General features: G+C 71.5%; 19 protein-coding genes. 10 read left to right on the top strand and 9 right to left on the bottom strand.

Features of this window, described 5'->3' with window-relative positions; all coding sequences use genetic code 11:
* Positions 1 to 36 precede the first annotated feature (36 nt).
* Complete coding sequence (locus CP975_RS05065; RefSeq protein WP_055529213.1) at positions 37 to 1,122, bottom strand: S-(hydroxymethyl)mycothiol dehydrogenase; 1,086 nt, start codon at positions 1,120 to 1,122, stop codon at positions 37 to 39.
* A gap of 225 nt (positions 1,123 to 1,347) precedes the next feature.
* Positions 1,348 to 2,199 carry an IclR family transcriptional regulator gene (locus CP975_RS05060; protein ID WP_246201404.1) on the bottom strand — a complete coding sequence of 284 codons (852 nt, stop codon included), beginning with the start codon at positions 2,197 to 2,199 and terminating at the stop codon, positions 1,348 to 1,350.
* Between the two features lie 188 nt (positions 2,200 to 2,387).
* Between CP975_RS05060 and CP975_RS05055 the strand changes: the two genes are divergently transcribed.
* Positions 2,388 to 2,711 (top strand): bifunctional 3-phenylpropionate/cinnamic acid dioxygenase ferredoxin subunit, encoded by a 324-nt coding sequence (locus CP975_RS05055; RefSeq protein WP_055529211.1) that lies wholly within the window; start codon positions 2,388 to 2,390, stop codon positions 2,709 to 2,711.
* Positions 2,712 to 2,731: 20 nt separating this feature from the next.
* A complete protein-coding gene (locus CP975_RS05050; RefSeq protein WP_055529229.1) occupies positions 2,732 to 3,967 on the top strand; it encodes an NAD(P)/FAD-dependent oxidoreductase in 1,236 nt (411 codons plus the stop codon).
* Here the strand turns inward: CP975_RS05050 and CP975_RS05045 are convergent.
* Positions 3,964 to 4,512: a hypothetical protein gene (locus CP975_RS05045; protein ID WP_150477794.1), complete on the bottom strand. Its 549-nt coding sequence runs from the start codon at positions 4,510 to 4,512 to the stop codon at positions 3,964 to 3,966. The genes CP975_RS05050 and CP975_RS05045 overlap by 4 nt on opposite strands.
* A 469-nt stretch (positions 4,513 to 4,981) precedes the next feature.
* On the opposite strand from CP975_RS05045, the gene CP975_RS05040 reads away from it, so the two are divergent.
* From CP975_RS05040 to CP975_RS05020, 5 genes are read left to right on the top strand one after another with little or no spacing between them, the layout of a single operon-like run.
* Positions 4,982 to 7,951: a sensor histidine kinase gene (locus tag CP975_RS05040; RefSeq protein WP_055529207.1), complete on the top strand. Its 2,970-nt coding sequence runs from the start codon at positions 4,982 to 4,984 to the stop codon at positions 7,949 to 7,951.
* Complete coding sequence (locus tag CP975_RS05035) at positions 7,948 to 8,388, top strand: roadblock/LC7 domain-containing protein (RefSeq protein WP_030789315.1); 441 nt, start codon at positions 7,948 to 7,950, stop codon at positions 8,386 to 8,388. The genes CP975_RS05040 and CP975_RS05035 overlap by 4 nt, the downstream gene beginning before the upstream one ends.
* Before the next feature lie 9 nt (positions 8,389 to 8,397).
* Complete coding sequence (locus CP975_RS05030; RefSeq protein WP_246201403.1) at positions 8,398 to 8,868, top strand: DUF742 domain-containing protein; 471 nt, start codon at positions 8,398 to 8,400, stop codon at positions 8,866 to 8,868.
* Between the two features lie 25 nt (positions 8,869 to 8,893).
* The gene (locus CP975_RS05025; protein WP_055529227.1) at positions 8,894 to 12,535 is read left to right on the top strand and encodes a hydantoinase B/oxoprolinase family protein; all 3,642 of its coding nucleotides are present in this window, start codon (positions 8,894 to 8,896) and stop codon (positions 12,533 to 12,535) included.
* Positions 12,516 to 13,121 carry a GTP-binding protein gene (locus CP975_RS05020; RefSeq protein ID WP_055529203.1) on the top strand — a complete coding sequence of 202 codons (606 nt, stop codon included), beginning with the start codon at positions 12,516 to 12,518 and terminating at the stop codon, positions 13,119 to 13,121. The genes CP975_RS05025 and CP975_RS05020 overlap by 20 nt, the downstream gene beginning before the upstream one ends.
* A gap of 66 nt (positions 13,122 to 13,187) precedes the next feature.
* Here CP975_RS05020 and glpK read toward each other — a convergent pair whose 3' ends face one another.
* From glpK to CP975_RS04995, 5 genes are all read right to left on the bottom strand, one after another.
* Entirely contained in the window at positions 13,188 to 14,708 is a 1,521-nt protein-coding gene (glpK, locus tag CP975_RS05015) for a glycerol kinase GlpK (protein WP_055529202.1), read from the bottom strand.
* A gap of 22 nt (positions 14,709 to 14,730) precedes the next feature.
* A complete protein-coding gene (locus CP975_RS05010) occupies positions 14,731 to 15,486 on the bottom strand; it encodes an MIP/aquaporin family protein (protein ID WP_055529200.1) in 756 nt (251 codons plus the stop codon).
* Between the two features lie 362 nt (positions 15,487 to 15,848).
* Positions 15,849 to 17,039, bottom strand: a complete 1,191-nt coding sequence (locus tag CP975_RS05005; protein ID WP_055529225.1) for a lipid-transfer protein — start codon at positions 17,037 to 17,039, stop codon at positions 15,849 to 15,851.
* Positions 17,036 to 17,482: a Zn-ribbon domain-containing OB-fold protein gene (locus CP975_RS05000; protein WP_055529198.1), complete on the bottom strand. Its 447-nt coding sequence runs from the start codon at positions 17,480 to 17,482 to the stop codon at positions 17,036 to 17,038. The genes CP975_RS05005 and CP975_RS05000 overlap by 4 nt, the downstream gene beginning before the upstream one ends.
* 164 nt (positions 17,483 to 17,646) lie before the next feature.
* Positions 17,647 to 18,453 (bottom strand): M15 family metallopeptidase, encoded by an 807-nt coding sequence (locus tag CP975_RS04995; RefSeq protein ID WP_055529196.1) that lies wholly within the window; start codon positions 18,451 to 18,453, stop codon positions 17,647 to 17,649.
* 73 nt (positions 18,454 to 18,526) lie between these two features.
* Here CP975_RS04995 and CP975_RS04990 point away from each other — a divergent pair, with 73 nt between their 5' ends.
* A complete protein-coding gene (locus tag CP975_RS04990) occupies positions 18,527 to 19,060 on the top strand; it encodes an NUDIX domain-containing protein (RefSeq protein WP_055529194.1) in 534 nt (177 codons plus the stop codon).
* A gap of 172 nt (positions 19,061 to 19,232) precedes the next feature.
* On the opposite strand, the gene CP975_RS04985 is transcribed toward CP975_RS04990, so the two are convergent.
* On the bottom strand, positions 19,233 to 21,587 hold the full coding sequence (locus CP975_RS04985; protein WP_150476613.1) for a glycoside hydrolase family 31 protein: 2,355 nt from the start codon (positions 21,585 to 21,587) through the stop codon (positions 19,233 to 19,235).
* A gap of 216 nt (positions 21,588 to 21,803) precedes the next feature.
* Between CP975_RS04985 and CP975_RS04980 the strand changes: the two genes are divergently transcribed.
* Positions 21,804 to 23,798: an acetoacetate--CoA ligase gene (locus CP975_RS04980; RefSeq protein WP_055529192.1), complete on the top strand. Its 1,995-nt coding sequence runs from the start codon at positions 21,804 to 21,806 to the stop codon at positions 23,796 to 23,798.
* A gap of 84 nt (positions 23,799 to 23,882) precedes the next feature.
* Positions 23,883 to 24,776, top strand: a complete 894-nt coding sequence (locus tag CP975_RS04975) for a hypothetical protein (protein ID WP_055529190.1) — start codon at positions 23,883 to 23,885, stop codon at positions 24,774 to 24,776.
* The last annotated feature ends 40 nt before the right edge of the window (positions 24,777 to 24,816 follow it).

Genomic DNA, 24,816 nt, shown 5'->3' with positions numbered 1-24,816 from the left:
GACTGGCGGGGTGGTTCACAGGAGCGGCAGGGCGGCTCACAGGACCACCACCGATCGCAGCACCTCGCCGCGCCGCATCCGGGCGAAGGCCTCCTCCACCTCGTCCAGGGAGATCGTCTCGGAGACGAAGCCGCCCAGGTCGAGACGGCGGTCGAGGTACTGGTCGACGAGGATCGGGAAGTCCCGGGTGGGCAGGCAGTCCCCGTACCAGGACGACTTCAGGGCGCCGCCGCGCGAGAAGAGGTCGATCAGCGGCAGCTCGACCGTCATCCCCGGATCGGGCACCCCGACCTGGACCAGCACGCCCGCGTGATCGCGCATGTAGAAGGCCTGCTGGTACGTCGAGGGGATGCCGACCGCGTCGATCGCGACGTCGACCCCATGGCCGCCGGTCAGCTCACGGACGGCCGAAACGGGCTCGGTGCCCCGGGAGTTGACGGTGTGCGTGGCGCCGAACCGGGTCGCCCCGTCCAGCTTCGCGTCGTCGATGTCGACGGCGATGACGCGGCGCGCGCCAGCCAAAGACGCCCCGGCGATCGCGGCGTTGCCGACGCCGCCGCAGCCGATCACGGCGACGGTGTCGCCGCGGCCCACCCCGCCGGTGTACACGGCGGCTCCGTACCCCGCCATCACGCCGCAGCCGATCAGACCCACGGCCTCGGGGCGCGCCGCGGGGTCGACCTTCACCGCCTGCCCCGCGGCGACCAGCGTCTCGTCCGCGAAGGCACCGATGCCGAGGGCGGGGCTCAGCGGCGTGCCGTCGAGGAGCGTCATGGCCTGGGCGGCGTTGCGCGAGTCGAAGCAGTACCAGGGGCGGCCGCGCAGACAGGATCGGCAGGCCCCGCAGGGTGCGCGCCAGGCGATCACCACATAGTCGCCGGGGGCGAGATCGACGACGTCCGCGCCGACCGCTTCGACGGTGCCCGCCGCCTCATGGCCGAGCAGGAACGGGAAGTCGTCGTTGATCGCGCCCTCCCGGTAGTGCAGATCCGTGTGGCAGACCCCGCAGGCCTGTACGGAGACACGCACCTCTCCCGGACCGGGATCTGGCACGACGATCGTCTGCACCTCGACGGGTGCGCCCTTCTTCACGGCGACGACGGCGCGGACCTCGTGGGGCACGGCCAGACTCCTCTGCTGTTGCGTACTACACGATGGGTTGCGCTATGAGAGACATAGTGGGAACGCCATCAAGAGGCCGTCAAGGGGGCGGAGTTAACCCTTCGCGAAACGGCGGAGTTGTCCCTTCGTGAAACAAGCGGGGACGTGGCGAGACCTCGCCGGTACGCGCGTGGGCGGGACCGGGGAGACCGGTCCCGCCCACGGCGGTTCGCAGGGAGCGCGCTGTCAGAAGCCGTACCCCATCCGCCGGGACAGCTCCACCGACGCCGCGACCGTGCGCTTGGCCAGCTCGGTCAGGCGGTCCTCGGTCAGCCGGTACACCGGCCCCGACGCGCTGAGCGCCCCGATCACCTTGCCGTCGTGGGCGCGCACGGGCGCGGCGACGGCGGCGAGCCCCACCTCCAACTCCTCGACGGCGATGGCGAAGCCCCGCTCCACGACGGTCTCCAGCTCGCCGCGCAGCGCCACGGTGCCGGTGACCGTGTGCTCGGTCATGCGGGGGAGTGTGCGGGCGATCAGGCCCTCGCGCAGCGTCGTCGGCAGATGGGCGAGCAGCACCTTGCCGCTGGATGTGGCGTGCAGCGGGGTGCGCCTGCCGAGCCAGTTCTGCGCGGTCACGGAGGCCGGGCCGCGCGCCTGCATGATGTTGACCGCCGCGTCGTCGTCGAGGACCGCGATGTTGACGGTCTCGCCCAGCTCGTCCGCGAGTTCGCGGCAGACCGGGCCGCCCTCCTGGGAGATGTCCATGCGCACTGCCGCCGCCCCCGCGAGGCGGAGTACGCCCGCACCCAGGAAGTACTTCCCGCGATCCTTGGCCTGGCCCACCAGACCGCGGTTCTCGAGCACCCCGAGGAGTCGGAAGGCCGTCGACTTGTGGACGCCCAACTCGTCGGCGATCTCGGTCACTCCGGCCTCGCCGTGCCGCGCGAGGATCTCCAGAACGCTCACCGCGCGGTCCACGGACTGGACGGAGCCGGCGGCCGTCTTCGGCTGCCTCTCCCGTGGCCCGCCGTGCGGCTCCCTGTTCCGATCAGTCTGTTTCCGCTTCTGATCAGCCTGTTTCCGCGTGCCGGTCATAACTCAACTCTCACCACCTGGCGGCCGGTTGAAGCCGCGTCTGCGGGAAGCCCTTGACGCGACGGGCTCCCCGACCGGATTCTGTTGCGCATAGCGCTCCCTCGTGCGCCATGTGAAACATCATGTTATCGAAGGGTCTTGGCCCCAGAAGGGGCGAGGACCGGGCCGAACGAACCGGAGGGGGGCCCATGATTGCCGTATGCCGCCTCGAAGACCTCCCCGCGGGCGAGTCCGTCCGCCTCGACACCGCCCCGCCCGTCGCGGTGTTCAACGCCGATGGTGAGCTCTTCGCCATCGACGACACATGCAGTCACCAGGACGCGTCCCTGTCGGAGGGGTGGCTTGAGGGCTGCGTGGTCGAATGCCCGCTCCACGCCGCCTCGTTCGACCTCCGTACCGGGCGCCCCACCTGCCTTCCGGCGCGCAGGCCCGTCCGTACCCACCAGGTATACGTCGAGGACGGCGTGATCCACGTGCGTCTGGCCACCGCGGAGGAGGGGTCCGCCGCATGAAGGCTGTCACCACAGGCGGCATGAGGGCCGTCACCGTGGTCGGCGCCTCGCTCGCCGGCCTGTACGCGGCACGAGAACTGCGCGCCCAGGGATTCGACGGGCGCCTGGTCGTCGTCGGCGCCGAGCCGCACCACCCCTACGACCGGCCGCCCTTGTCCAAGGGGTTCCTCACCGGCGACTGCGCCGAGCCCCAACTCGCCCTGTCCGACGCCGAGGAGGCGGCGGAGCTCGACGCCGAGTGGATCTTAGGGGCCCGCGCGCATGCCCTCGACGCGCGCGGCCGCACGGTGGTCCTCGACGACGGCCGGACGCTGGCGAGCGACGGCGTGGTCATCGCCACCGGGGCCTTCGCGCGACACCTGCCGGGGCCCGCGCTCACAGGCGTGCACACGCTGCGCACGCTGGACGACGCCCGCGCGCTGCGTCGAGCCCTCGTCCATGGCCCGCGGCGCGTGGTCGTGATCGGCGGTGGCTTCATCGGTGCCGAGACCGCGTCCTCGTGCGTGGCGCTCGGGCATGACGTCACGGTCGTCGAGGCCGCGCAGCTGCCGCTCGCCGCCCAACTCGGGGCCGAGATGGCATTCGTGTGCGCGGGACTGCACGCGCGGGGCGGGGCGCGGCTGCTGACGGGCGCCGGGGTCACCGCGCTGCGAGGCGCCGGGCCGACCACCCTCGGCGGGGGAGCCGTCACCGCCGTCGAACTGTCCGACGGCCGGCTGCTGCCCGCCGACGTGGTCGTCGTCGGTATCGGCGCGGCCCCCAACACCGGCTGGCTCACGGGATCGCCCCTGGCCCTGGACGACGGTGTGCTGTGCGACGACGGCTGTGTCACCACGCTGCCCCAGGTCGTCGCGGTCGGCGATGTCGCCCGCGTCGGCGGGGACCGCGCCGAGCACTGGACGAGTGCTACGGAACAACCCCGCGTGGCGGTACGGAACTTGCTCGCGCGTCACACGGTGGAGACGGCGCGCCCGCTGCCGTACTTCTGGTCGGACCAGTACGGCTCACGCCTCCAGTTCGCCGGGCGGCGCGGCGAAGGCGACACCGTACGCATCGTCGAGGGCTCCCCGGACGCTTTGGGCGGGGGCGGTTTCCTCGCCGTCTACGAGCGCGCGGGCCGCACGACCGCGGTACTCGCACTCGATCGCGCCCGACCCTTCACGAAGGTGCGCAGGGCGCTCATGGCCGCTGCCGCCACGGACCGGGAGGCGGAACGGGAGGGGGAGTACATGGAGGATGCGGCCAGGGCGTCCTAGGGGTGCGACAACTGACCCGGCCGCCTCCGTATGCGTTCTTCCTTGCCGCGCGCCGCCACCCGCGCCTGACGGCGGGCCCGGCGCCGCTCGCGTCGCAGCCGGCGCGCCGTGCTGCTCGGCATCGACACCACTCCGTGCCGTTGGTTCCACACCTGGCGGGTCACCCACACGTCGAGCACGCCCCAGGTGGCCACGACCGTACTGGCCACGCTGCTCAGCACCATGGGGAAGGAGAGCCAGGACCCCGCGAGCGCGGCGAGGAAGGCGACCATCGCCTGCACCAGCGTGACGGCCACGATGATCACGGCCCGCACGGCCGCCGTCCGCACCGGATCGGGCAACCGCCTTCTACGGGCGGGCTCCTCGACCCACAACGGCGGGCGGGGACCCGGGCGTGCTTCCTCCCTCGGGGTGACACCGACCTCGCGTGGGGCGACACCGGTCTCCCGCCGGACGGCACCGACCTCCCGCGGCGCGACACCGCGCGCCGCTGCCTCGACGGCCTCACCGCTCCCTGACGCCTTGTGGCGCTCTGCCGTGCCCATCATTTCGTCACTCCCCCGCCGCTTCGCGGCCGTTCACGAACACCCTCTGGGGACACCCTTTGTCCCAACTCACCTGTGGCTGCCCGTCACCTGTGGCTGCCCGGTTTACTGCCCTTTATGCCGCCCGTCCCACGGCGCGCCCCCTGGACCGAGGGCCTTCACCGCCGCACCCTGACCGACGAACGGGAGATCGGAAAGATTCCCGTCCCGCTTCCTCGAAGCGAAGAGATCCGGCCAACTGGCGTATGCGGCACGGGTGATGGGCCCGGGGTGCATGCGCCACATGCTGGGACGCAATCTCCCGTAATGAAGGGACAACTAGGGGCGTCTCTTTCGCGTCACGGCCGAAAAGCGTTCGGATGGGCCTTCGAGTTGTCCATGGGTCAGTAGTAGGCTCGCGCCGTTTGTTGACGCACATGTGTGCCCCTGGCCCGTGCAACGGTCGCAGGGGGCCGATCTGGGGGAGGCCATGCGCTTTCGCGGGAAGTCCATCCGCCGGAAGATCGTGGCGCTGCTGCTCGTGCCGCTCGTTTCCCTCACCGCGATCTGGGGTTTCGCCACCGTCATCACCGGCCGCGAGGCCGGCAGACTGCTCGACACCACCACCGTCGTCGACAAGATCGGCTACCCCATCGAGGACACCGTCCGCGTGGTCCAGCAGGAGCGCCGCCAGACCCTCGTCTACCTCGCCGACCCCCGGGCGTCCGACGCCCTCGCGGCCCTGCGCCGCAGCCGCGACGCGACCGACGACATGATCGCCGAGGTCCGTAGGAACGCCGGGGATCCGGACGTCCGCGACAGCGTCGACGGCAACTCGCGCAAGCGTCTCACCTCACTCCTCGAAGCCTTCGACGGCATCGAGTCGCTGCGCCGCACGGTCGAAGAGGGCACGATCACCCGCGCCGGCGCCCTGAAGATGTACACCAAGCTGATCGACCCCTGCTTCGTACTCCTCACCACCCTCAACAACTTCGCAGGCCTCGACGACGTGGACCTCGACGAGCAGGGCCGCGCACTCGTCGGCGTGACACGCGCGCGTGAACTGCTCTCCCGCGAGGACGCCCTGCTCGGCTCCGCGCTCGTCGCACGGCGCGTCACCCGGGCCGAGATCCGCCAGGTCGCCGAACTCAGGGCGCAGCGAACCCTTCTGTACGAAGTGAACCTCGCGCCCCTGCCCGAGGAGGACCGCGGCCGCTACGAGCGCTATTGGAACGGCGCCGAGACCACACAGCTGCGCAGGGCGGAGAAGGACGTCATCGAGTCCGCGCCCGGCACCCCGCGCGCGGTGACGTCCGGACACTGGAACGACACCGCGGGCCGGGTCCTCAAGCAGCTCGCCGAGCGGGACGTCGAAGCGAGCGACCGCCTCAGGGACCGCGTCGAACCGGCCGCCGTCGACGTGATCGTGCGCGCCGTCCTGGCCGGCGTCCTCGGCCTGGTCGCGCTGCTGGTCTCCCTCTTCATGTCCATACGCATCGGACGAGGCCTCATCCGCGACCTGCGCCGTCTGCGACTGGAGGCCCACGAGGCATCCGGCGTGCGACTGCCCGGCGTACTGCGCCGACTGGCGGCCGGCGAACAGGTGGACGTGGAGACCGAGGCGCCCCGCCTCACCTACGACAAGGACGAGATCGGGCAGGTCGGGCAGGCCCTCAACACCCTCCAGCGCGCCGCGGTCGAGGCCACCGTCAAACAGGCCGACCTGCGCCGCGGCGTCTCCGAGGTCTTCGTCAACCTCGCCCGCCGCAGCCAGGTCCTGCTGCACAAGCAGCTCACCCTCCTGGACACCATGGAGCGCAGGACCGAGGACACCGACGAACTGGCCGACCTCTTCCGCCTCGACCACCTGACCACCCGCATGCGACGGCACGCCGAGGGCCTGGTGATCCTCTCCGGAGCCGCCCCCTCGCGGCAGTGGCGCAAGCCCGTCCAGCTCATGGACGTCGTACGCGCCGCCGTCGCCGAGGTCGAGGACTACGAACGCATCGAGGTACGCCGCCTGCCCCGCATCGCGGTCACCGGCCCCGCCGTCGCCGACCTCACCCATCTGATGGCCGAACTCCTGGAGAACGCCACGGTGTTCTCGCCCCCGCACACCGCCGTGCAGGTCCTGGGCGAGCACGTCGCCAACGGCTTCACCCTGGAGATCCACGACCGGGGGCTCGGCATGGCCGCCGACGCGCTCCTGGACGCCAACCTCCGGCTCGCGGAGACCCCTGAGTTCGAGCTGTCCGACACCGACAGGCTCGGCCTCTTCGTCGTCAGCAGGCTCGCGCAGCGCCAGCGGGTCCGCGTCTCCCTGCAACCCTCTCCGTACGGCGGCACGACCGCCGTCGTCTTCATCCCCGAGGCCCTGCTCACCGACGATGTCCCCGACACCGGCGGTGTCGGTTTCCGCCTCGACCGGCCGCAGGGCAAGGAGCACGCGGCGCGCACCGACAAGGCGGCGGACCGTGCGGCGGCCCTGGCGCAGGTGCCCGTGCAACTGCCCGGACTGCCCGCCTCCGTGCTCGACGGCCCCGTGGAGCTGGAGGCGCCCGTCGGCCTCGCGGACCTCGACGCCTTCCCCGGCGCGCTCGGCGACGACGACAGTGAGCAGGGCGGTCTCTTCCGCCCCCGCCGCCGCGCCGCCGGCACCCCCGGCGAGCAGCACCAGCAGGCCCGCGACGACCGCGAGGCCGGCCGCGCCGAGCCCACCCGCCGAGACGCGCCGCAGGACCGCCCCGACGACGAGCCGGCCGAGGACGCCCGCTCCGGCGGACTCGTGCCGCTGCCGCGCCGCGGGGCCCCGAAGCTGGTCAGCTCCCACGGCCGCCCCGTGCCGCACACCAGGTCGCAGGACAGGCCCCTGGCCCCGGCGGCCGAGGACGAGGTCCCGGCACCCACGCAGCCCCGCCGGCGCTCCGGCTGGCCCGATCTGTCCCCGCCGCACCGGGACGTCACCGCCGCCGACGCGGCCCCGGAACTGCCCCGCCGCACCCGCCGTACAGGCCCCCAGGGCGGTGCCGCCCCGGACCGCATCAACCAGCGGCGCGGGCCCGCCCGCACCGGCCCGGACGCCATCAGCCAGGAACGCGATCCCGCCCGCACAGGGCAGGGCCGCACCACCCCGTCCGGAGCCGTGCCCGGCCCCCGCCCCGCCCCGGCGCCCTCCGCGGACGTCGGCCACGACCGCACCACCACCACGACGACCGCCCTGGGTGGCGGACTGCCCCGCCGGGTCCGGCAGGCCAGTCTCGCCCCCCAGTTGAAGGACGGCCCCGACCGCTGCTCCGACCGTGCCGGGTCCCGGCCGGAGGAGCGTGACGCGGACGAGGTACGCAGCCGCATGGCCTCGCTCCAGCGGGGCTGGCAGCGCGGCCGCGACGAGAATGCCGCGGGCGACGACGCCACGGGCGGCACAGCACCAGGAACGACATCTGAGGGGAACGGTCGATGACCGCACCGAAGGCCGACGCACGCACCGCCACGACCGGGGGGCAGGGTGAGCTGAACTGGCTCCTCGACGACCTGGTGCAGCGCGTCGCCAGCATCCGCAAGGCGCTCGTACTCTCCGGAGACGGCCTGCCCACCGGCGTGTCCAAGGACCTGACCAGGGAGGACAGCGAGCACCTCGCCGCTGTCGCCTCCGGGTTCCACAGCCTCGCCAAGGGCGTGGGCCGGCACTTCGAGGCGGGCCGGGTCCGCCAGACCGTGGTCGAGCTGGACGACGCGTTCCTCTTCGTCACGGCCGCGGGCGACGGCAGCTGCCTCGCCGTCCTGTCCGACGCCGACTCCGATGTCGGCCTCGTGGCGTACGAGATGACACTGCTGGTCAAGAGGGTGGGTGTGCATCTGGGTACGGCACCACGCACGGACCTGCCCGCGGGAGGGTAGTGGGAGGTCATGAGCGACGAAGGTCGAGGGACGCACAGGACGCAGGCACGGCGGGGGATACCCGCGACACCCGGGGCGGTGGGGGCGGCGGGGCCACAGGAGACGCCCCGCTGGTTCGACGACGACGCCGGCCCCGTGGTGCGCCCGTACGCCATGACGCGCGGCCGCACCACCAGCCCCGCCCAGCACCGCCTCGACCTGATCGCGGTCGTCATCGCCGAGCCCGGGGCCGCCGGCGCCCGGGAGGCGGACCAGACGCTGTCCCCGGAGCACGTGGACATCGTCGAGCTGTGCCGCGACACGCCGCAATCCGTCGCCGAACTGGCGGCCGAACTCGATCTGCCCATCGGCGTGATCCGCGTTCTCATCGGGGACCTGGTGGACGACGAACTGGTGCACGTGACGCGTCCTGTGCCCCCCGCCGAGCTACCGGACGAGAGTATTCTGCGCGACGTGATCAGCGGCCTCCGGGCGCTCTGAACAGCGCGGAAGCGGGAGTGTGAACGTGGCTGGCTGGCAGTTCTGGGTCGACAGGGGCGGCACCTTCACCGACATCGTCGCGCGCCGCCCCGACGGCCGGCTCCTCACGCACAAGCTCCTGTCGGACCACCCGGGCCGCTACCGCGACGCGGCTGTCGCGGGCATCCGCGAACTGCTCGACCGCACGGGCGGCGCCGAGAACGCGACCGTCGACGCCGTCCGCATGGGCACCACCGTCGCCACCAACGCCCTCCTGGAGCGCAAGGGCGAGCCCACCGCCCTGGTCATCACCCGCGGCTTCGGCGACGCCCTGCGCATCGCCTACCAGAACCGGCCGCGGATCTTCGCCCGCGAGATCGTCCTCCCCGAACTCCTCTACGAACGTGTCATCGAGGTCGACGAGCGCGTCACCGCCGACGGCGAGGTCCTGCGCGCCCCCGACCTGGAGGGCCTGAGCGGGGCCTTACAGAAGGCGTACGACGACGGGATCCGCTCCCTGGCCGTCATCTGCGTGCACAGCCACCTCCACCCCGCCCACGAACGGGCCATCGGCGAACTCGCCACCCGCACCGGCTTCCCGCAGGTCTCGCTCTCCAGCGAGGTCAGCCCCCTCATGAAGCTCGTCCCGCGCGGAGACACCGCGGTCGTGGACGCCTACCTCTCGCCGGTCCTGCACCGCTACGTCCAGCACGTCGCCGAGGAACTCCACGGCGTACGGCTCATGTTCATGCAGTCGAACGGCGGGCTCACCGAAGCGGGCCAGTTCCGCGGCAAGGACGCGATCCTGTCCGGCCCGGCCGGCGGCATCGTCGGCATGGCACGCATGTCGCGGCTCGCCGGATTCGACCGCGTCATCGGCTTCGACATGGGCGGCACGTCGACGGACGTGTCGCACTACGCGGGTGAGTACGAGCGCGTCTTCACCACGCGGATCGCCGGGGTCCGCCTGCGCGCCCCGATGCTCGACATCCACACCGTCGCCGCGGGCGGCGGTTCCGTGCTCCACTTCGACGGCAGCCGCTACCGCGTGGGGCCGGACTCGGCGGGCGCCGATCCCGGCCCCGCGAGCTACCGGGGCGGCGGCCCGCTCACCGTGACCGACGCCAACATCGCTCTCGGCCGTGTCCAGCCCGCCCACTTCCCCGCGGTATTCGGCCCGGACGGTGACCAGCCCCTGGACGAGGCGCTCGTACGCGACCGCTTCGCCGCCCTCGCCCGCGAGATCCACGACGCGACGGGCGACGACCGCACGCCAGAGCAGGTCGCCGAGGGCTATCTGAGCATCGCGGTCGCCAACATCGCGGGCGCCGTCAAGCGCATCTCGGTCCAGAAGGGCCACGACGTCACGCGCTACGCCCTGACCACGTTCGGCGGCGCGGGCGGCCAGCACGCGTGCATGGTCGCCGACTCGCTCGGCATCCGGACCGTCCTCGTCCCCCCGATGGCCGGTGTCCTCTCCGCCCTCGGCATCGGCCTGGCAGACACCACGTCGATGCGGGAACAGTCCGTGGAAACCCCCTTGGACGCCGCCGCCATGCCGCACATCCGCAAGACCGCGGACGACCTGGAGAACACCGCACGCGCCGAACTCCTGGCCGAGGACGTTCCCCTCGACCGCGTACGCGTCACGCGCCGCGCCCAACTGCGCTACGACGGCACCGACACCGCCCTCACCGTGGAACTCACGGAGCCGGACACCATGATCCGCGCCTTCGAGGACCGCCACCGCGCCACCTACTCCTTCACCCTGGACCGCCCAGTCGTCGTGGAGGCCCTCTCCGTGGAGGCCACCGGGCTCACCGAGCCACCCGACCTCTCCACCCTCGCGGGCGAGGTGACAGCCGGCGCCCCGCGGAGCGTCCGGCTGCACACCGGGGGCGCCTGGCGTGACGTACTCCTGCACTGCCGCGAACAGCTGCCCCCCGGGGACATCGTCACCGGGCCCGCGATCATCACCGAGACAGGCGCGACGACCGTCGTGGACGACGGCTGGCAGGCGGTCACGACGGACACCGGACACCTGCTTATGGAACGTGTCGCGAAGCCGGAGAGTTCCACCGCGAGCACCGCCGCCGACCCCGTTCTCCTCGAAGTCTTCAACAACCTCTTCATGTCCATCGCCGAACAGATGGGCGCCCGCCTGGAGTCCACCGCCCAGTCGGTGAACATCAAGGAGCGGCTCGACTTCTCGTGCGCCCTGTTCGACCCCGACGGCAACCTCGTCGCCAACGCCCCGCACATCCCCGTCCACCTGGGCTCGATGGGCACGAGCGTGAAGGAGGTCATCGAACGCCGCGGCAGCGGAATGCGGCCGGGCGACACCTACGCCGTCAACGACCCGTACCACGGCGGCACCCACCTGCCTGACGTCACGGTCATCACGCCGGTCTTCGAGCACGGCACCACGACGAAACCCCCGAAGATCCTCTTCTACGTGGCCTCGCGCGGCCATCACGCCGAGATCGGCGGCATCGCCCCGGGCTCCATGCCCGCCGACAGCCGCACCATCGACGAGGAGGGCATCCTCTTCGACAACTGGCTTCTTGTAGAAGAGGGCCGCTTCCGCGAGGCCGAGACCCGGCGCCTGCTCACCGACGCCCCCTACCCCTCCCGTAACCCCGACACCAACCTCGCCGACCTGCGCGCCCAGATCGCGGCCAACCAGAAGGGCGTCGACGAAGTCGCCCGAATGATCGACAACTTCGGACTCGACGTCGTCCAGGCGTACATGAAACACGTCCAGGACAACGCCGAAGAATCCGTCCGCCGCGTCATCGACGTCCTCGAAGAGGGCGAGTTCGCTTATCAAACCGACTCGGGCGCCACCCTCCCACTCCGCGTCACCGTGGACCGCGAAGAACGCTCCGCGACCGTCGACTTCACCGGTACGTCCCCTCAGCTCGCCACGAACTTCAACGCACCCTTCGCGGTCGTCAACGCGGCGGTCCTGTACGTTTTCCGCACCCTCGTCGACGACGACATCCCGCTCAACGACGGCTGCCTGCGCCCCCTGCGCATCATCGTGCCGCCCGGCTCCCTGCTCGCCCCCGAGCCGCCCGCGGCGGTCGTCGCGGGGAACGTGGAGACCTCACAGGCCATCACGGGCGCGCTCTACGCCGCCCTCGGCGTGCAGGCCGAGGGCTCGGGCACGATGAACAACGTCACCTTCGGCAACGCCCGTCACCAGTACTACGAGACGGTGGCCTCCGGCTCCGGAGCGGGCGACGGCTTCGCGGGGGCATCCGTCGTACAGACCCACATGACCAACTCGCGCCTCACCGACCCCGAGGTCCTGGAGTGGCGGCTGCCCGTCATCCTGGAGGAGTTCGCCGTGCGGCGCGGCAGCGGCGGCAGCGGGAGGTGGCGCGGCGGCGACGGGGCAGTGCGCCGCATCCGCTTCCGCGAGCCGATGACGGTGTCCACCCTGGCTCAGCACCGCAGGGTCCCGCCGTACGGCATGGCGGGCGGCGCTCCCGGCGCGGGCCGGGTGGAGCGTGCGGACGGCACCGTGACGGAGCTGGGCGGCAGCGACTCGGCCGACCTGGGCCCCGACGACGTACTCGTGATCGAAACCCCCGGCGGCGGCGGATACGGACCGGCCCCCCGCGACACCACTGATGCAGGTACTGATCCAGGAGAAGTGAGCGATGATCTTCAGGCGTTCTGAGCGCGGCAAGGCCCCCGTCGAGCCGGTCACGCTGAAGATCCTGGTGGCGGGAGGCTTCGGCGTCGGCAAGACGACCCTGGTCGGCGCGGTCAGCGAGATCAGGCCGCTGCGCACGGAGGAGGCCCTCAGCGAGGCGGGGCGCCCCTTCGACGACACCCGCGGCGTATCGGGCAAGCACACCACCACAGTGGCGATGGACTTCGGGCGCATCACCCTGCGCGAGGACCTGGTCCTGTACCTCTTCGGCACCCCCGGCCAGGACCGCTTCTGGTTCCTCTGGGACGAACTGGCGACGGGAGCCCTCGGTGCCGTGGTCCTCGCCGACACCCGGCGCCTTGAGGACTGCTTCGCCGCCGTCGACTACTTCGAGCGGCGCTCCATACCGTTCGTGGTGGGCGTCAACTGCTTCGAAGGCGCGTCCCGTTATCCCGCCGACGCCGTCCGCCAGGCGCTCGACCTCGACGAGTCGGTACCCGTCGTGCTGTGCGACGCGCGCGACCGCGAGTCCGTCAAGGACGTCCTCATCGGCGTCGTCGAACACGCGATGCAGGCGGCCGCCGCGGCCAGGGAGCCCGCGACCACCTGACCTGCGCGTGCGCCGGTACGGCCCGTACCCCCGCCGACCGGGGTACGGGCCGCAGCTCCGCTCGGCTCAGCCCTCGCCGTCCTCCAGCCAGCCGAAGCTCCGCTCCACCGCCTTGTGCCAGTTGTGGAACTCCTTGTCGCGTGTGGCCGCGTCCATCCGCGGCGACCACTCGACGTCCTGCTGCCAGTGCGCCTTCAGCTCGTCGAGGTCGCTCCACACGCCGGTCGCGAGCCCGGCCGCGTACGCCGCGCCCAGGCACGTCGTCTCGGAGACCTTCGGCCGGATCACCGGCACCCCGAGGACATCCGCCTGATGCTGCATCAGCAGATTGTTCTTGGTCATGCCGCCGTCCACCTTGAGGGTCGTGATCCGCACCCCCGAGTCCTGGTACATGGCGTCGACGACCTCACGAGTCTGCCAACTGGTGGCCTCCAGGACCGCGCGCGCCAGGTGCGCCTTGGTGACGTACCGGGTGAGCCCGGTGACGACGCCGCGCGCGTCCGAGCGCCAGTACGGCGCGTACAGACCGGAGAAGGCGGGCACGATGTACGCCCCGCCGTTGTCGTCCACGCCGGCCGCGAGGGTCTCGATCTCGTCCGCGCTGCGGATGATGCCGAGCTGGTCGCGGAACCACTGCACCAGGGCGCCGGTGATCGCGATGGACCCCTCCAGGCAGTACACGGGCGCCTCGGAGCCGATCTTGTATCCCATGGTCGTGAGCAGCCCGTTCTTCGAAGGCACGGGCCGGTTGCCGGTGTTGAGCAGCAGGAAGCTGCCCGTTCCGTAGGTGTTCTTGGCGGTCCCCGTGTCGTAGCAGGCCTGCCCGAACACGGCCGCCTGCTGGTCGCCGAGTGCGGACGCGACGGGCACTCCGGAGAGCTGCCCCACCGCCGTGCCGTACACCTCCGACGACGACCTGATCTCCGGCAGGACCGCCTCGGGGATGTTCATCGCCGACAGGATCGACGGGTCCCACTGGAGCGTCTGGAGGTTCATCAGCATGGTGCGGCCCGCGTTGGTGACGTCGGTGACGTGCTTGCCGCCGTCGGTGCCGCCCGTGAGGTTCCAGATCAACCAGGAGTCGATGGTCCCGAAGGCGATCTCGCCCCGCTCGGCGCGCGCCCTGAGCCCCGGCACGTTGTCGAGCAGCCAGGCGGCCTTGGGCCCGGAGAAGTAGCTCGCGAGCGGCAGCCCGGTCTGTTCGCGGAAACGGTCCTGCCCGTCCGTGCCGCCCAGTTCGTTGCAGAGTGCCGACGTGCGGGTGTCCTGCCAGACGATGGCGTTGTGCACGGGCTTGCCCGTGGCGCGGTCCCACAGGACCGTCGTCTCGCGCTGGTTGGTGATACCGAGCGCGCTCACCTGGTCGGCACGCAGGCCGGCCTTCGCGATCGCCCCCGCGACCACCGCCTGCACCTTGGACCAGATCTCGGTGGCGTCGTGCTCCACCCAGCCGGGCTTGGGGAAGATCTGGCGGTGCTCGCGCTGGTCCACGGCGACGATCGCGCCGCCCCGGTCGAAGATGATGCAGCGGCTGGAGGTGGTGCCCTGGTCGATCGCGGCGACGAATTTCTCGGAGCTGTCCGGCATGGCTACCCCTTGATGAGACGACTCAGAAGGCTGCGTTGTAGATGAGGCCCGCGAGGGCACCGCCGATCAGCGGTCCGGCCACCGGAACCCAGGCGTAACTCCAGTCGGACGTGCCCTTGTTGGGGATCGGCAGGAACGCGTGCACGATGCGTGGGCCGAGGTCGCGCGCAGGATTGATGGCGTAGCCCGTGGGGCCTCCCAGAGAGAGCCCGATGCCGACGACGAGGAACGCCACGATCAGCGTCTGCGTACCGGACTCGCCGAGCCCCTCGGTGAGCCCGAAGGCGAGGATCGGCAGCACCAGCGCGAGCGTCGCGATGACCTCCGTGATGAGGTTGGCGACCGGGTTCCTGATCTCCGGGATGGTGGAGAAGATGCCGAGCGTCGGCGTCGGCTCGTGCGCGCCGGCCACCTTGTCCTTGACGCTCCGCGTGACATTGGCGTTGAACTGCGCGAGATATACGAGGTACGCGAGGACGGCGCCGAGCATCGCGCCGACCATCTGGCCGAGCAGATAGACCCACACCTCGCCCCAGTCGCCGGTGTCGATGGAGATGCCGAGCGTGACGGCGGGATTGAGGTGGCCACCGGAGAGCGGGCCGGCGGTGTACGCGCCCGCGAGCACCCCGAAGCCCCACCCGAAGGCGATGACGACCCATCCGGAGGCCTTCGCCTTCGAGTGGCTGAGCGTGACGGCGGCGCACACACCGGCGCCGAGCAGAATCAGAATCGCGGTGCCGATGACCTCACCGACGAAGATGTCCCCATTCGAGTACATGGCGGCTCCTAGGCCCTCGCCCGGGGCGGTGCGCCCCGGTACTCCGTGCAGGGTGCGTTTCCACGACTACTGGCTGAATGCGCCCGTCTGGTGCAGCCGAGAGCGGGGAGTCTCCCGCGCCCCGCCCGGCGTCCATGACGAGCGTGCCGTCGCAGTCGTATCGCCCATGGGGGATGACCCGTTGACCAGGCCCTTCACAGGGGCCTTTCCAGCGCACAGAGGCTCTGCGCGCGCGTGGAGCCGAGGTGCGGCGACGCCGACTGACACCCGGAAGTGTTCACCGGCGGTGATGGAGCGTCAAGGTCGCGGACGGCACTGCTTAACCGGTGTGGCACCTTCCTCCGGAGCGCCCCCGAAGTGGATCAGCGAACCGCGACGACTGATGAGCCGTGGCCGAAAAGGCCCTGGTTCGCGGTGACCCCCACGCGCGCCCCCGCCACCTGCCGGGCCCCTGCCGCCCCCCTCAACTGCCACGTTATCTCGCACACTTGGGCGATCGCCTGCGCCGGCACGGCCTCTCCGAAGGAGGCGAGCCCGCCACTGGTGTTCACCGGCACCCGACCGCCCGCGGACGTCGCCCCGTCGTGCAGCAGCTTGGCTCCCTCGCCCTCGGCGCAGAGCCCCAGATCCTCGTACCACTGGAGTTCGAGAGCGGTGGACAGGTCGTACACCTCCGCCAGGGATACGTCCTCGGGGCCTATGCCCGCCTCTTCGTACGCCGCACGCGCGATGGACGCACGGAACGTCCCGTCGGCCGGGGCCACGGCCGACGCGGAGTCCGTGGCGATGTCGGGCAGGTCCAGCACCGTCGTCGGATACGTCGGCGTCACCGTGGACACCGCGCGGATGCGCACCGGATCCGCCGCGCCGTGCCGCCGCGCGAACTCCATGCTGGAGAGCACCAGGGCCGCGGCCCCGTCGGAGGTGGCGCAGATGTCGAGCAGCCGCAACGGGTCGGCGACGACGGCGGAGGCGGCCACCTCCTCGGCGGTGACGGCCTTGCGGTACCGGGCGTTGGTATTGAGCGCGCCCGCCGCCGCGTTCTTCACCTTGACCTGGGCGAAGTCCTCCAGGGTGTCGCCGTGCACGGCCATCCGGCGGCGCGCGTAGAGCCCGAAGTACGCGGGATTGGTCGCCCCGAGGACGCGGAACCGCAGCCAGTCGGGATCATCGGGCCGATCCCCGCCGGCGGGCCGGAAGAACCCCTTGGGCGCCGCGTCGGCACCCACCACCAGGACGACGTCGGCCAGCCCCGCGAGGATCTGCGCACGCGCGGCGGCGATGGCCTGGGCGCCGGACGCGCACGCCGCGTACACGCTCGCGACCCGCGCCCCCTGCCAGCCGAGTGCCCTGGCGAACGTGGCCCCGGCGACGAACCCGGGATAGCCGCCCCGGACCGTGTCCGCGCCGACGATCGAGCCCACGTCACGCCAGTCGACCCCGGCGTCCGCGAGCGCCTCGCGCGCCGCCACCACTCCGTACTCCACGAAGCCGCGCCCCCACTTGCCCCAGGGGTGCATGCCCGCACCGAGCACCGCCACCTCACCGCTCATGCGCTCACCCCCACGGGCCGCCAGTGCCATGTGGTCCACGTCGTCTCGCCGTCCTCGTCGAGCACGCCGGGGACGACCTCGACCTCCATGCCGACCTCCAGGTCGCGGACCGACACGCCGGGAGCCCCCTGGCCCAGCACCACCATGCGCTCCGCTTCCAGCTCCACAGCGATCAACGTGTAGGGCTCCCAGGGAAGTTCCGGATCGGAGGCATAGGGCGCGGGCGGGCGATAGCGTCCGTCGGTGTACGACCAGACGCGCCCGCGCCGCGACAGCGCCACCTCGACCAGGGCGCCGCCCTCGCATCCGGGATTGCGGCAGAAGCGGTCCTCGCGCGGGAAGAAGACACACGTACACGCCGAACAGCGCGTGCCCAGAAGGCGGAAGCTCTTCCCCTCCCCGGCGAACCAGTCGGCCACTACAGGGGTGCGCGTACGGGACAAGGCTCCTCCAAGGGCGCGGGCTTCACCGAACCTGACGGCCTGTCAGAAGTGTGCCACGGGCAACCGGATTTCGTCAGAGGGAGGAAAAGCCGGAGACTACGGAGAGCGCGACCGGGGTCGACGGGGGTGGCCCCGGTCGCGCTCCGAGGGGCACGATCCGTCCGTCAGCGGCCCGCCAGCGACCTCCGGGACACCGGGAAGTCGAAGTAGGTGTCGGGAAACAGCTCGGGCTTGTGCGTGAAGTGCCACCACTCCTCGGGCAGATTGACGAAGCCCTCCTTGGCCAGCGCTCCCCTCAGGAGCTCGCGGTGGGCCCGCTGCTTTCCCGTGACGCGCGGATCATCCGTGTGCGACAGCGTGTCGAAGCAGTCGAACCCTGTCCCCATGTCCACGGAGTTGTCCGGGAAACGCTCACCCTGCGGGCCGTAACAGGGCTTCAGCGGCTCCCCAGGCACATACGGACGCGTCGGCACCGGCGGAAGCTTCACGACGGTCAGATCCACCGTGGAACCCCGGCTGTGCCCGGACTTCTCCGCGATGTAGCCGTCCGCGAACAACCGCGACTTGTCGACACGGGGGTAGAACTCCGCCTTCATGCGCTCGTCACCGAGATCCTCGGCCCAGCGCACGAAGTGGTCCACGGCCCGCTGCGGCCGGTAGCAGTCGTACACCTTCAGGGAGTAGCCCTTGCGCAACAGCCCGCGCTGCGCCTTGTGCAGCGCCTTCGCGGCGGGTTCGGTAAGGATGCACATCGGCTTCTTGTAGCCGTCGATGGGCTCGCCCACGAAGTTGTGCGGCGTGACGTACCGGATCTCCTGGATGATCGTCGGATCGACGTCACGCAACGCCACGAACTCCTCGGGAGCCTTCGGCTCGGGCTTCGCGTGCGCGGGGGAGGGGACGCCCACCACCGCCAGCAGGGCAGCGGCGGAGACGGTGAGATTCCGTAGAGCGGGGGCAAAAGCTGTCATGCTCCCTGCGTCTATCAGGATCACCGCCCACCAGGGAAGACCGACGCCGCGGAGATCGGATACAGTCCGCGGCGTGTCCGCATCCCCACACCTCGCCAACTCCGCCCCGGGCTCCCACTGTTCGAGCTGCGGAGCGTCCTACGAAGACCAGCCTTCCGCCGGGCCCCGCACCTGCGCCGCCTGCGGAGCCGTGGCCTACCGCAACCCGCTCCCCGTAGCGGTGGCCCTCCAGCCCGTCTACGACACGCAAGGCACCGGCCTGGTCGTCGTGACCCGCAGCATCGCTCCCGCCCCCGGAGGCATCGCCCTCCCCGGCGGCTTCATCGACGACAGGGAGGACTGGCGGCACGCGGTCGTACGCGAACTGAAGGAGGAGACCGGCATCGGCGCCCAGAGCCGCGACGTCCGCCTCATCGACGCGCTGAGCGCCCCCGACGGCTACCTCCTGCTCTTCGGCCTCCTCCCCGAACGCCCTGCCGCCGACCTGCCGGCCTCCGCGCCGACAGACGAGACCGAAGGCTGGCACCTGCTGCGCCGCCCCGAAGAACTCGCCTTCCCGCTCCACACCCTGGCGGCACGCGCGTGGTTCGAGGGCCGCTACATCTGACACACGTCACCGCCCCGGCCGAACCCCGGCCGGGGCCCCGAGAGGGCTGCCAGTGGCGGCCGCCCAGACGACACCGGGGCAGGCCGCTCAGTCACACCGGAGCGAGACGTCCAGCGGCCCTCCAGAGGCCGCGGCGAGCCCCGGGCCCCCGCCCCAGAGCCGTACGTACGCCTCACGCGGTGAGGCCCCGCACCCGCACCGGCCACGGCACGGCTCCGCCCCCGTCCCTCTCGACGACCACATGCCCCCCGCTCCACCGCGTGGTGAACCGCTCGACCACCGGCTCCTCCCACCCGTCACCGGCATCGGCGATCACCGGGCCCCCGCCCGTACGCCCCACCGCCGGCGCCCACACCTCAAGCTCAAGGGCGCCGTCGCGCCCCAGCACGGGCAGTACCGTGCCCGCCCGCGCGAGTACGGGAACGCGCGACAACGGCGCGTCCAGGAGCACCTGCCCCGGCCCCTCGTACGCCTGCTCGGTCGCCGTGTCGTACCAGCGCCCCGGCGGCAGCCGTACCGACCGCTCCCGCGCCCCGCTCTCCAGAACCGGCGCCACCAGCAAGGAGTCCCCGAGCAAGAACGCGTCCTCACAGTCGCGCAGCGCCCTGTCCTCGGGACTGCCCCACCACACGGGCCGCACATAAGGCGCACCCGTGCGCCTGGCCAGCTGGGCGAGCGTCACGAAGTACGGCAGCAACCGCCTGCGCTCGACGAGCGCCACGCGCGCGTGCCCCAGCACCTCCGCACCGAACTCCCAGGGCTCGCGCCGCCCCGCGTCGATCGCCGCATGCGTACGGAACAGCGGCAGATACGAACCGAGTTGGAACCAGCGCAGATACAGCTCCGGAGAGGGACTGCCGTCGAACCCGCCCACATCGGGACCCGAATACGGCACACCGCACAGCCCGAGCCCCAACACCAGCGAGAGCGACGCCCGCAACCCCGGCCAGTCCGAGGACACATCGCCGGACCACGTCCCTCCGTAGCGCTGCATCCCCGCCCACCCGGAACGCGAGAACAAGAAGGGCCGCTCCTCGGGGAGCAGTTCACGCAACCCCTCGTACCCGGCACGGGCCATCGCCAGCCCGTATACGTTGTGGGCCTCCCGGTGGTCGCCGCCGCGCCCCTCCAGACAGTGCCGCGCCGAACGGGGTAGCGTCGCCTCACCGAACGCCGCGAACGACACCGGCTCGTTCATGTCGTGCCAGAACCCCGCGAAACCCTGGTCGAGCCGCTCCTCGTACAGGCGGCCCCACCACTCCCGCGTGCGGGGGTCGGTGAAATCCGGATACACCGCCTCACCGGGCCACACGACACCGCGCACCAGCCGCCCCGCCGCGTCCCGCACAAAAGCGTCGACCGCCGCCCCGCTGCCGTACAGCTCGACGCCCGCCTCGGCCTTCACCCCTGGATCCACGATCGAGACGAGCCGGATTCCCTCCCGGCGCAACTCGTCCGAGAACTGCGGCAGTTTAGGGAAGCGCTCCTTGTCGACGGTGAACACCTGATGCGCTTCGTAGTGATCGATGTCCAGATGTACGGCATCGAGCGGCAGGCCGTGCTCCCGATAGCCCGCGACGATCCGCCGCACCTCCTCCTCGCTGCCGAACCCCCACCGCGCGTGATGGTGCCCGAGCGCCCACGCGGGCGGCACCGCGGGGGGACCCGTCAGCGACGCCCAGGTGTGCAGCACGCGCGCGGGAGTGCCGACCATCGCCCAGCACCGCAGCGGGCCCCCCTCCATCCGCACCTCGCACGAGCCGGCCCGGTCGTGGCCCGACCCCGCCCCCTCCTCGCCCTCACGCACCGAGACCTCGCCCTCCCACGTGTTGTCGTGGAAGACCAGATGCGTACCGGCGTCGGACACCACCATCTGCACCGGCATGGTGATGTACAGCGGATCGTCCCCGGGCCCGAAGGACCCGCCGGGATCGGTGTTCCACAGCCGGTACGTCCCCTTCCGCAGCCGAGGCCCACGAGCACGCCCACCGAGCCCGAAGAGCCGCGCGTCCGCCGGCACCTCCGACCGCTGCACCCAGCGCGCCGCGCCTCCCTCGGCGGGCTCCCACCAGCGCGGCGGCAGATCACGCCGCAGCATCACGCCACCGGGCGTGCGCAGCTCGACGGCGCCCTGACGCGACACCACCACCGTCGCGCGCTCCGACACCACCCGCCAGCCGCCCTCCTTGTCTGGCTCCAGGACCGCCCGCGGATCCGGCTCAGGACTCCCGCACCACAGCGCGTACGAGGGCTCGGGCTCCGCACCGTCCCACCCCCAGAAGACCGCCCCGCCGGCCGTCACCCGCACCCGCAGTGCGGAGCGGGCGAACCGCACCACCCCACCACCGGGCCCCGGCTCCACTCCCGCCACAGGGCCGGGCACCCGGGCCCGCTCGGCACGCCGAGGAGCCAGCCCCACCGCGTCGGCCCGCCACCTGCGCCAGGAGGAACGCACCGTGCGCAACCCCTGCGCCGTGCCGACCACGCCCACCGCCTTCACCGAACGCACCAGGTCACGACCGTTCATGCTGCTCACCCTGCCACCGAAAACGCCGCACGTGTGGTCCGTTCAACTGCCGTTCACCTGGGGCTACGGCACATCACCACCGGGCCCACTCTGCGGGGCACACCCTGGTGCGGAAGTCGATCACGTGGCATCGTCCCTAGCAGCCGTGTCCACGCGCACACCCAGCACGTGCGCACTTCCGCACGCATACGACGCGTACAGTCCGGGAGCCGCCCCATGACGTCCTCAGCGAACCCTGCGCCGCTCTGGCAGCCGAGCCCGGAGAGGATCGCCGAAGCGCAGATCACACGGTTCCAGGCCTGGGCCGCCGAGCATTACGGCGCCCCGGCCGAGGGCGGCTACGCAACGCTGCACCACTGGTCGGTGACCGAACTCGAAACGTTCTGGAAGGCCATCACCGACTGGTTCGACGTCGAGTTCTCCACGCCTTACGCGCGCGTACTGGGCGAGCGCTCGATGCCGGGAGCCCAGTGGTTCCCCGGATCGACCCTCAACTACGCGCAGCACGCGCTGCGCGCCGCCGACGACCCCACGCGCGCGGACGCCCCCGCCCTCCTCCATGTCGACGAGAGCCACGACCCCCAGCCCGTCACCTGGGCCGAGCTGCGCCGCCAAGTCGGCTCCCTGACCGCGGAGCTGCGGACCCTGGGGGTACGCCCGGGAGACCGCGTCAGCGGCTACCTGCCGAACATCCCCCAAGCCGTCGTCGCCCTCCTCGCCACCGCCGCCGTCGGAGCCGTCTGGACCTCCTGCGCCCCCGACTTCGGGGCCCGCAGCGTCCTGGACCGCTTCCAGCAGGTCGAGCCCGTCGTGCTCTTCACCGTCGACGGCTACCGCTACGGCGGCAAGGAACACGACCGCCGCGAGACCGTCGCCGAACTCCGCTCCGAACTGCCCAGCCTCCGCGCGGTCGTCCACATCCCGCTGCTCGGCACCGACGCCCCCGAAGGCGCCCTGGAATGGTCGGCCCTCACCTCGGCCGACATCGCGCCCGTCTACGAAGCGGTGCCCTTCGACCACCCCCTGTGGGTGCTGTACTCCTCCGGTACCACCGGCCTGCCCAAGGCGATCGTCCAGTCCCAGGGGGGCATCCTCGTCGAGCACCTCAAGCAGCTCGGCCTGCACTGCGACCTCGGCCCCGCCGACCGCTTCTTCTGGTACACCTCGACCGGCTGGATGATGTGGAACTTCCTCGTCTCCGGCCTCCTGACGGGCACCACGATCGTCCTGTACGACGGCAGCCCCGGCTATCCCGACACCGCCGCCCAGTGGCGCATCGCCGAACGCACCGGCGCCACCCTCTACGGCACCTCCGCCGCGTACGTCATGGCCTGCCGCAAGGCCGACGTCCACCCGGCCCGCGACTTCGACCTCTCCCGCGTCAGGTGCGTTGCGACCACCGGTTCCCCGCTGCCCCCCGACGGCTTCCGCTGGCTGCACGACGAATTCGCCGAGAGCCCGGCCGCCCCCGGCGGCCTGTGGATGGCATCGGTCAGCGGCGGCACGGACGTCTGCTCCTGCTTCGCCGGCGCGGTACCCACCCTCCCCGTCCACATCGGCGAACTCCAGGCACCCTGCCTCGGCACGGACCTCCAGTCCTGGGACCACCAGGGCAAACCCCTCACCGACGAGGTCGGGGAACTGGTCGTCACCAACCCCATGCCGTCCATGCCCGTCCACTTCTGGAACGACCCGGACGGCACGCGCTACCACGACAGCTACTTCGACACCTACCCGGGCGTCTGGCGCCACGGCGACTGGATCACCCTCACCTCACGCGGCTCGGTGATCATCCACGGCCGCTCCGACTCCACGCTCAACCGCCAAGGCGTCCGCATGGGCTCCGCCGACATCTACGAAGCCGTCGAGCGCCTGCCCGAAATCCGTGAGTCCCTCGTCATCGGCGTCGAACAACCGGACGGCGGCTACTGGATGCCGCTCTTCGTCCACCTCGCCCCCGGCGCGGCCCTCGACGACGCCCTGCGCGACCGCATCAAGCGGACCATCCGCGAGCAGTTGTCCCCGCGCCACGTCCCCGACGAGATCATCGAGGTCCCCGGCGTCCCCCACACCCTCACCGGCAAGCGCATCGAGGTCCCGGTCAAGCGCCTCCTCCAGGGCACCCCGCTGAACAAGGCGGTCAACCCTGGCTCGGTCGACAACCTCGACCTCCTCCGCTTCTACGAGAACCTCTTCCGCGCGCGCTCCTGACCCCCATCCCCGCAGCTCAGCGCCCGTTGTCAGTGCCCGTGGTTACTCTGAGTGAGCATTGATCGACCGAGCGCAGGGGGAATCATGGCGCACACCCGACCCGACACGATGCGACGCGCCTTGCGCCGCGAAGTCGCCGGAATCATCGGCCTGCTGGCCGACGAGGAGGACTTCGCGGCGATGCGTCGCTACCGCACCTTCACCTTCGACGACCACGAGACGTACCTCCAGCAGGTCGAATCCCTGCTCAGGACCCTCGCGTCCCAAGGCAGGCACACCACGATCGCCCTCTTCGACCCCGAGGAGTACGAGGCGTACTGCGAGGACACGGGCCTCGACCCCGACACTCCGAGCAGCCGCACCCGCTTCACCGCCGAACTGGCGTCGGACGGCCCCACGCTTCCCTACGAGGGCCAGCCCCTCGCCGATCTCCTGCCCGACCTCGTCGACGAGGCGGTCCGACAGGCCACCTGGGAGTACGCGACGACGGTGCTCGCCCGCACCGGGACCTGCGCGACCTGCGGCGAGGACCTCGGACGAGCGGCGTTCGCCCGCGCCTCCGAACTGATCACCCGGGCCCTCGACGCCCCGGGGCCCGGCACCCGGCACCTGGTGTGCAGCGTGCCCGCCGACGCACAGACCCTCCTCGCCGCCCTGCACGTGGAAGTCGACGCCGACGGCAGCGCGCTGCTCGACGAGACCGAGGCCCTGGAATTCGCCACGGTCCTCGCCGTAGGCATCGCCACCCACCGCGCGGTGGGCATGGTGCTGCGCTCCAGTGCGGACGGCGCCCGCGATCGCGTCCAGGGCTGGCGCATGGACGGCGGCCTGCTCCAGCCCCTCACCGCGGCCGAGGTCTTCGACGCGTACTGCACCGACGCCATCTCGGGAGACCTCGTCGCCCCGGAATCCGGCGTGGACTACTGCGCGGCGCCCCACCTCGAAGGCGACGACCAGGAAAGGGGCCACACCCACTGAACGCCCGAGGGGCGCCCCACCACATCGGCGGGACGCCCCT

Origin of the sequence: Streptomyces alboniger (genome assembly GCF_008704395.1) — a bacterium.
GTDB lineage: Bacteria > Actinomycetota > Actinomycetes > Streptomycetales > Streptomycetaceae > Streptomyces > Streptomyces alboniger.
The sequence above is the reverse complement of the archived record's forward strand: the minus strand, read 5'-3'. Positions and strand labels throughout refer to the sequence as shown.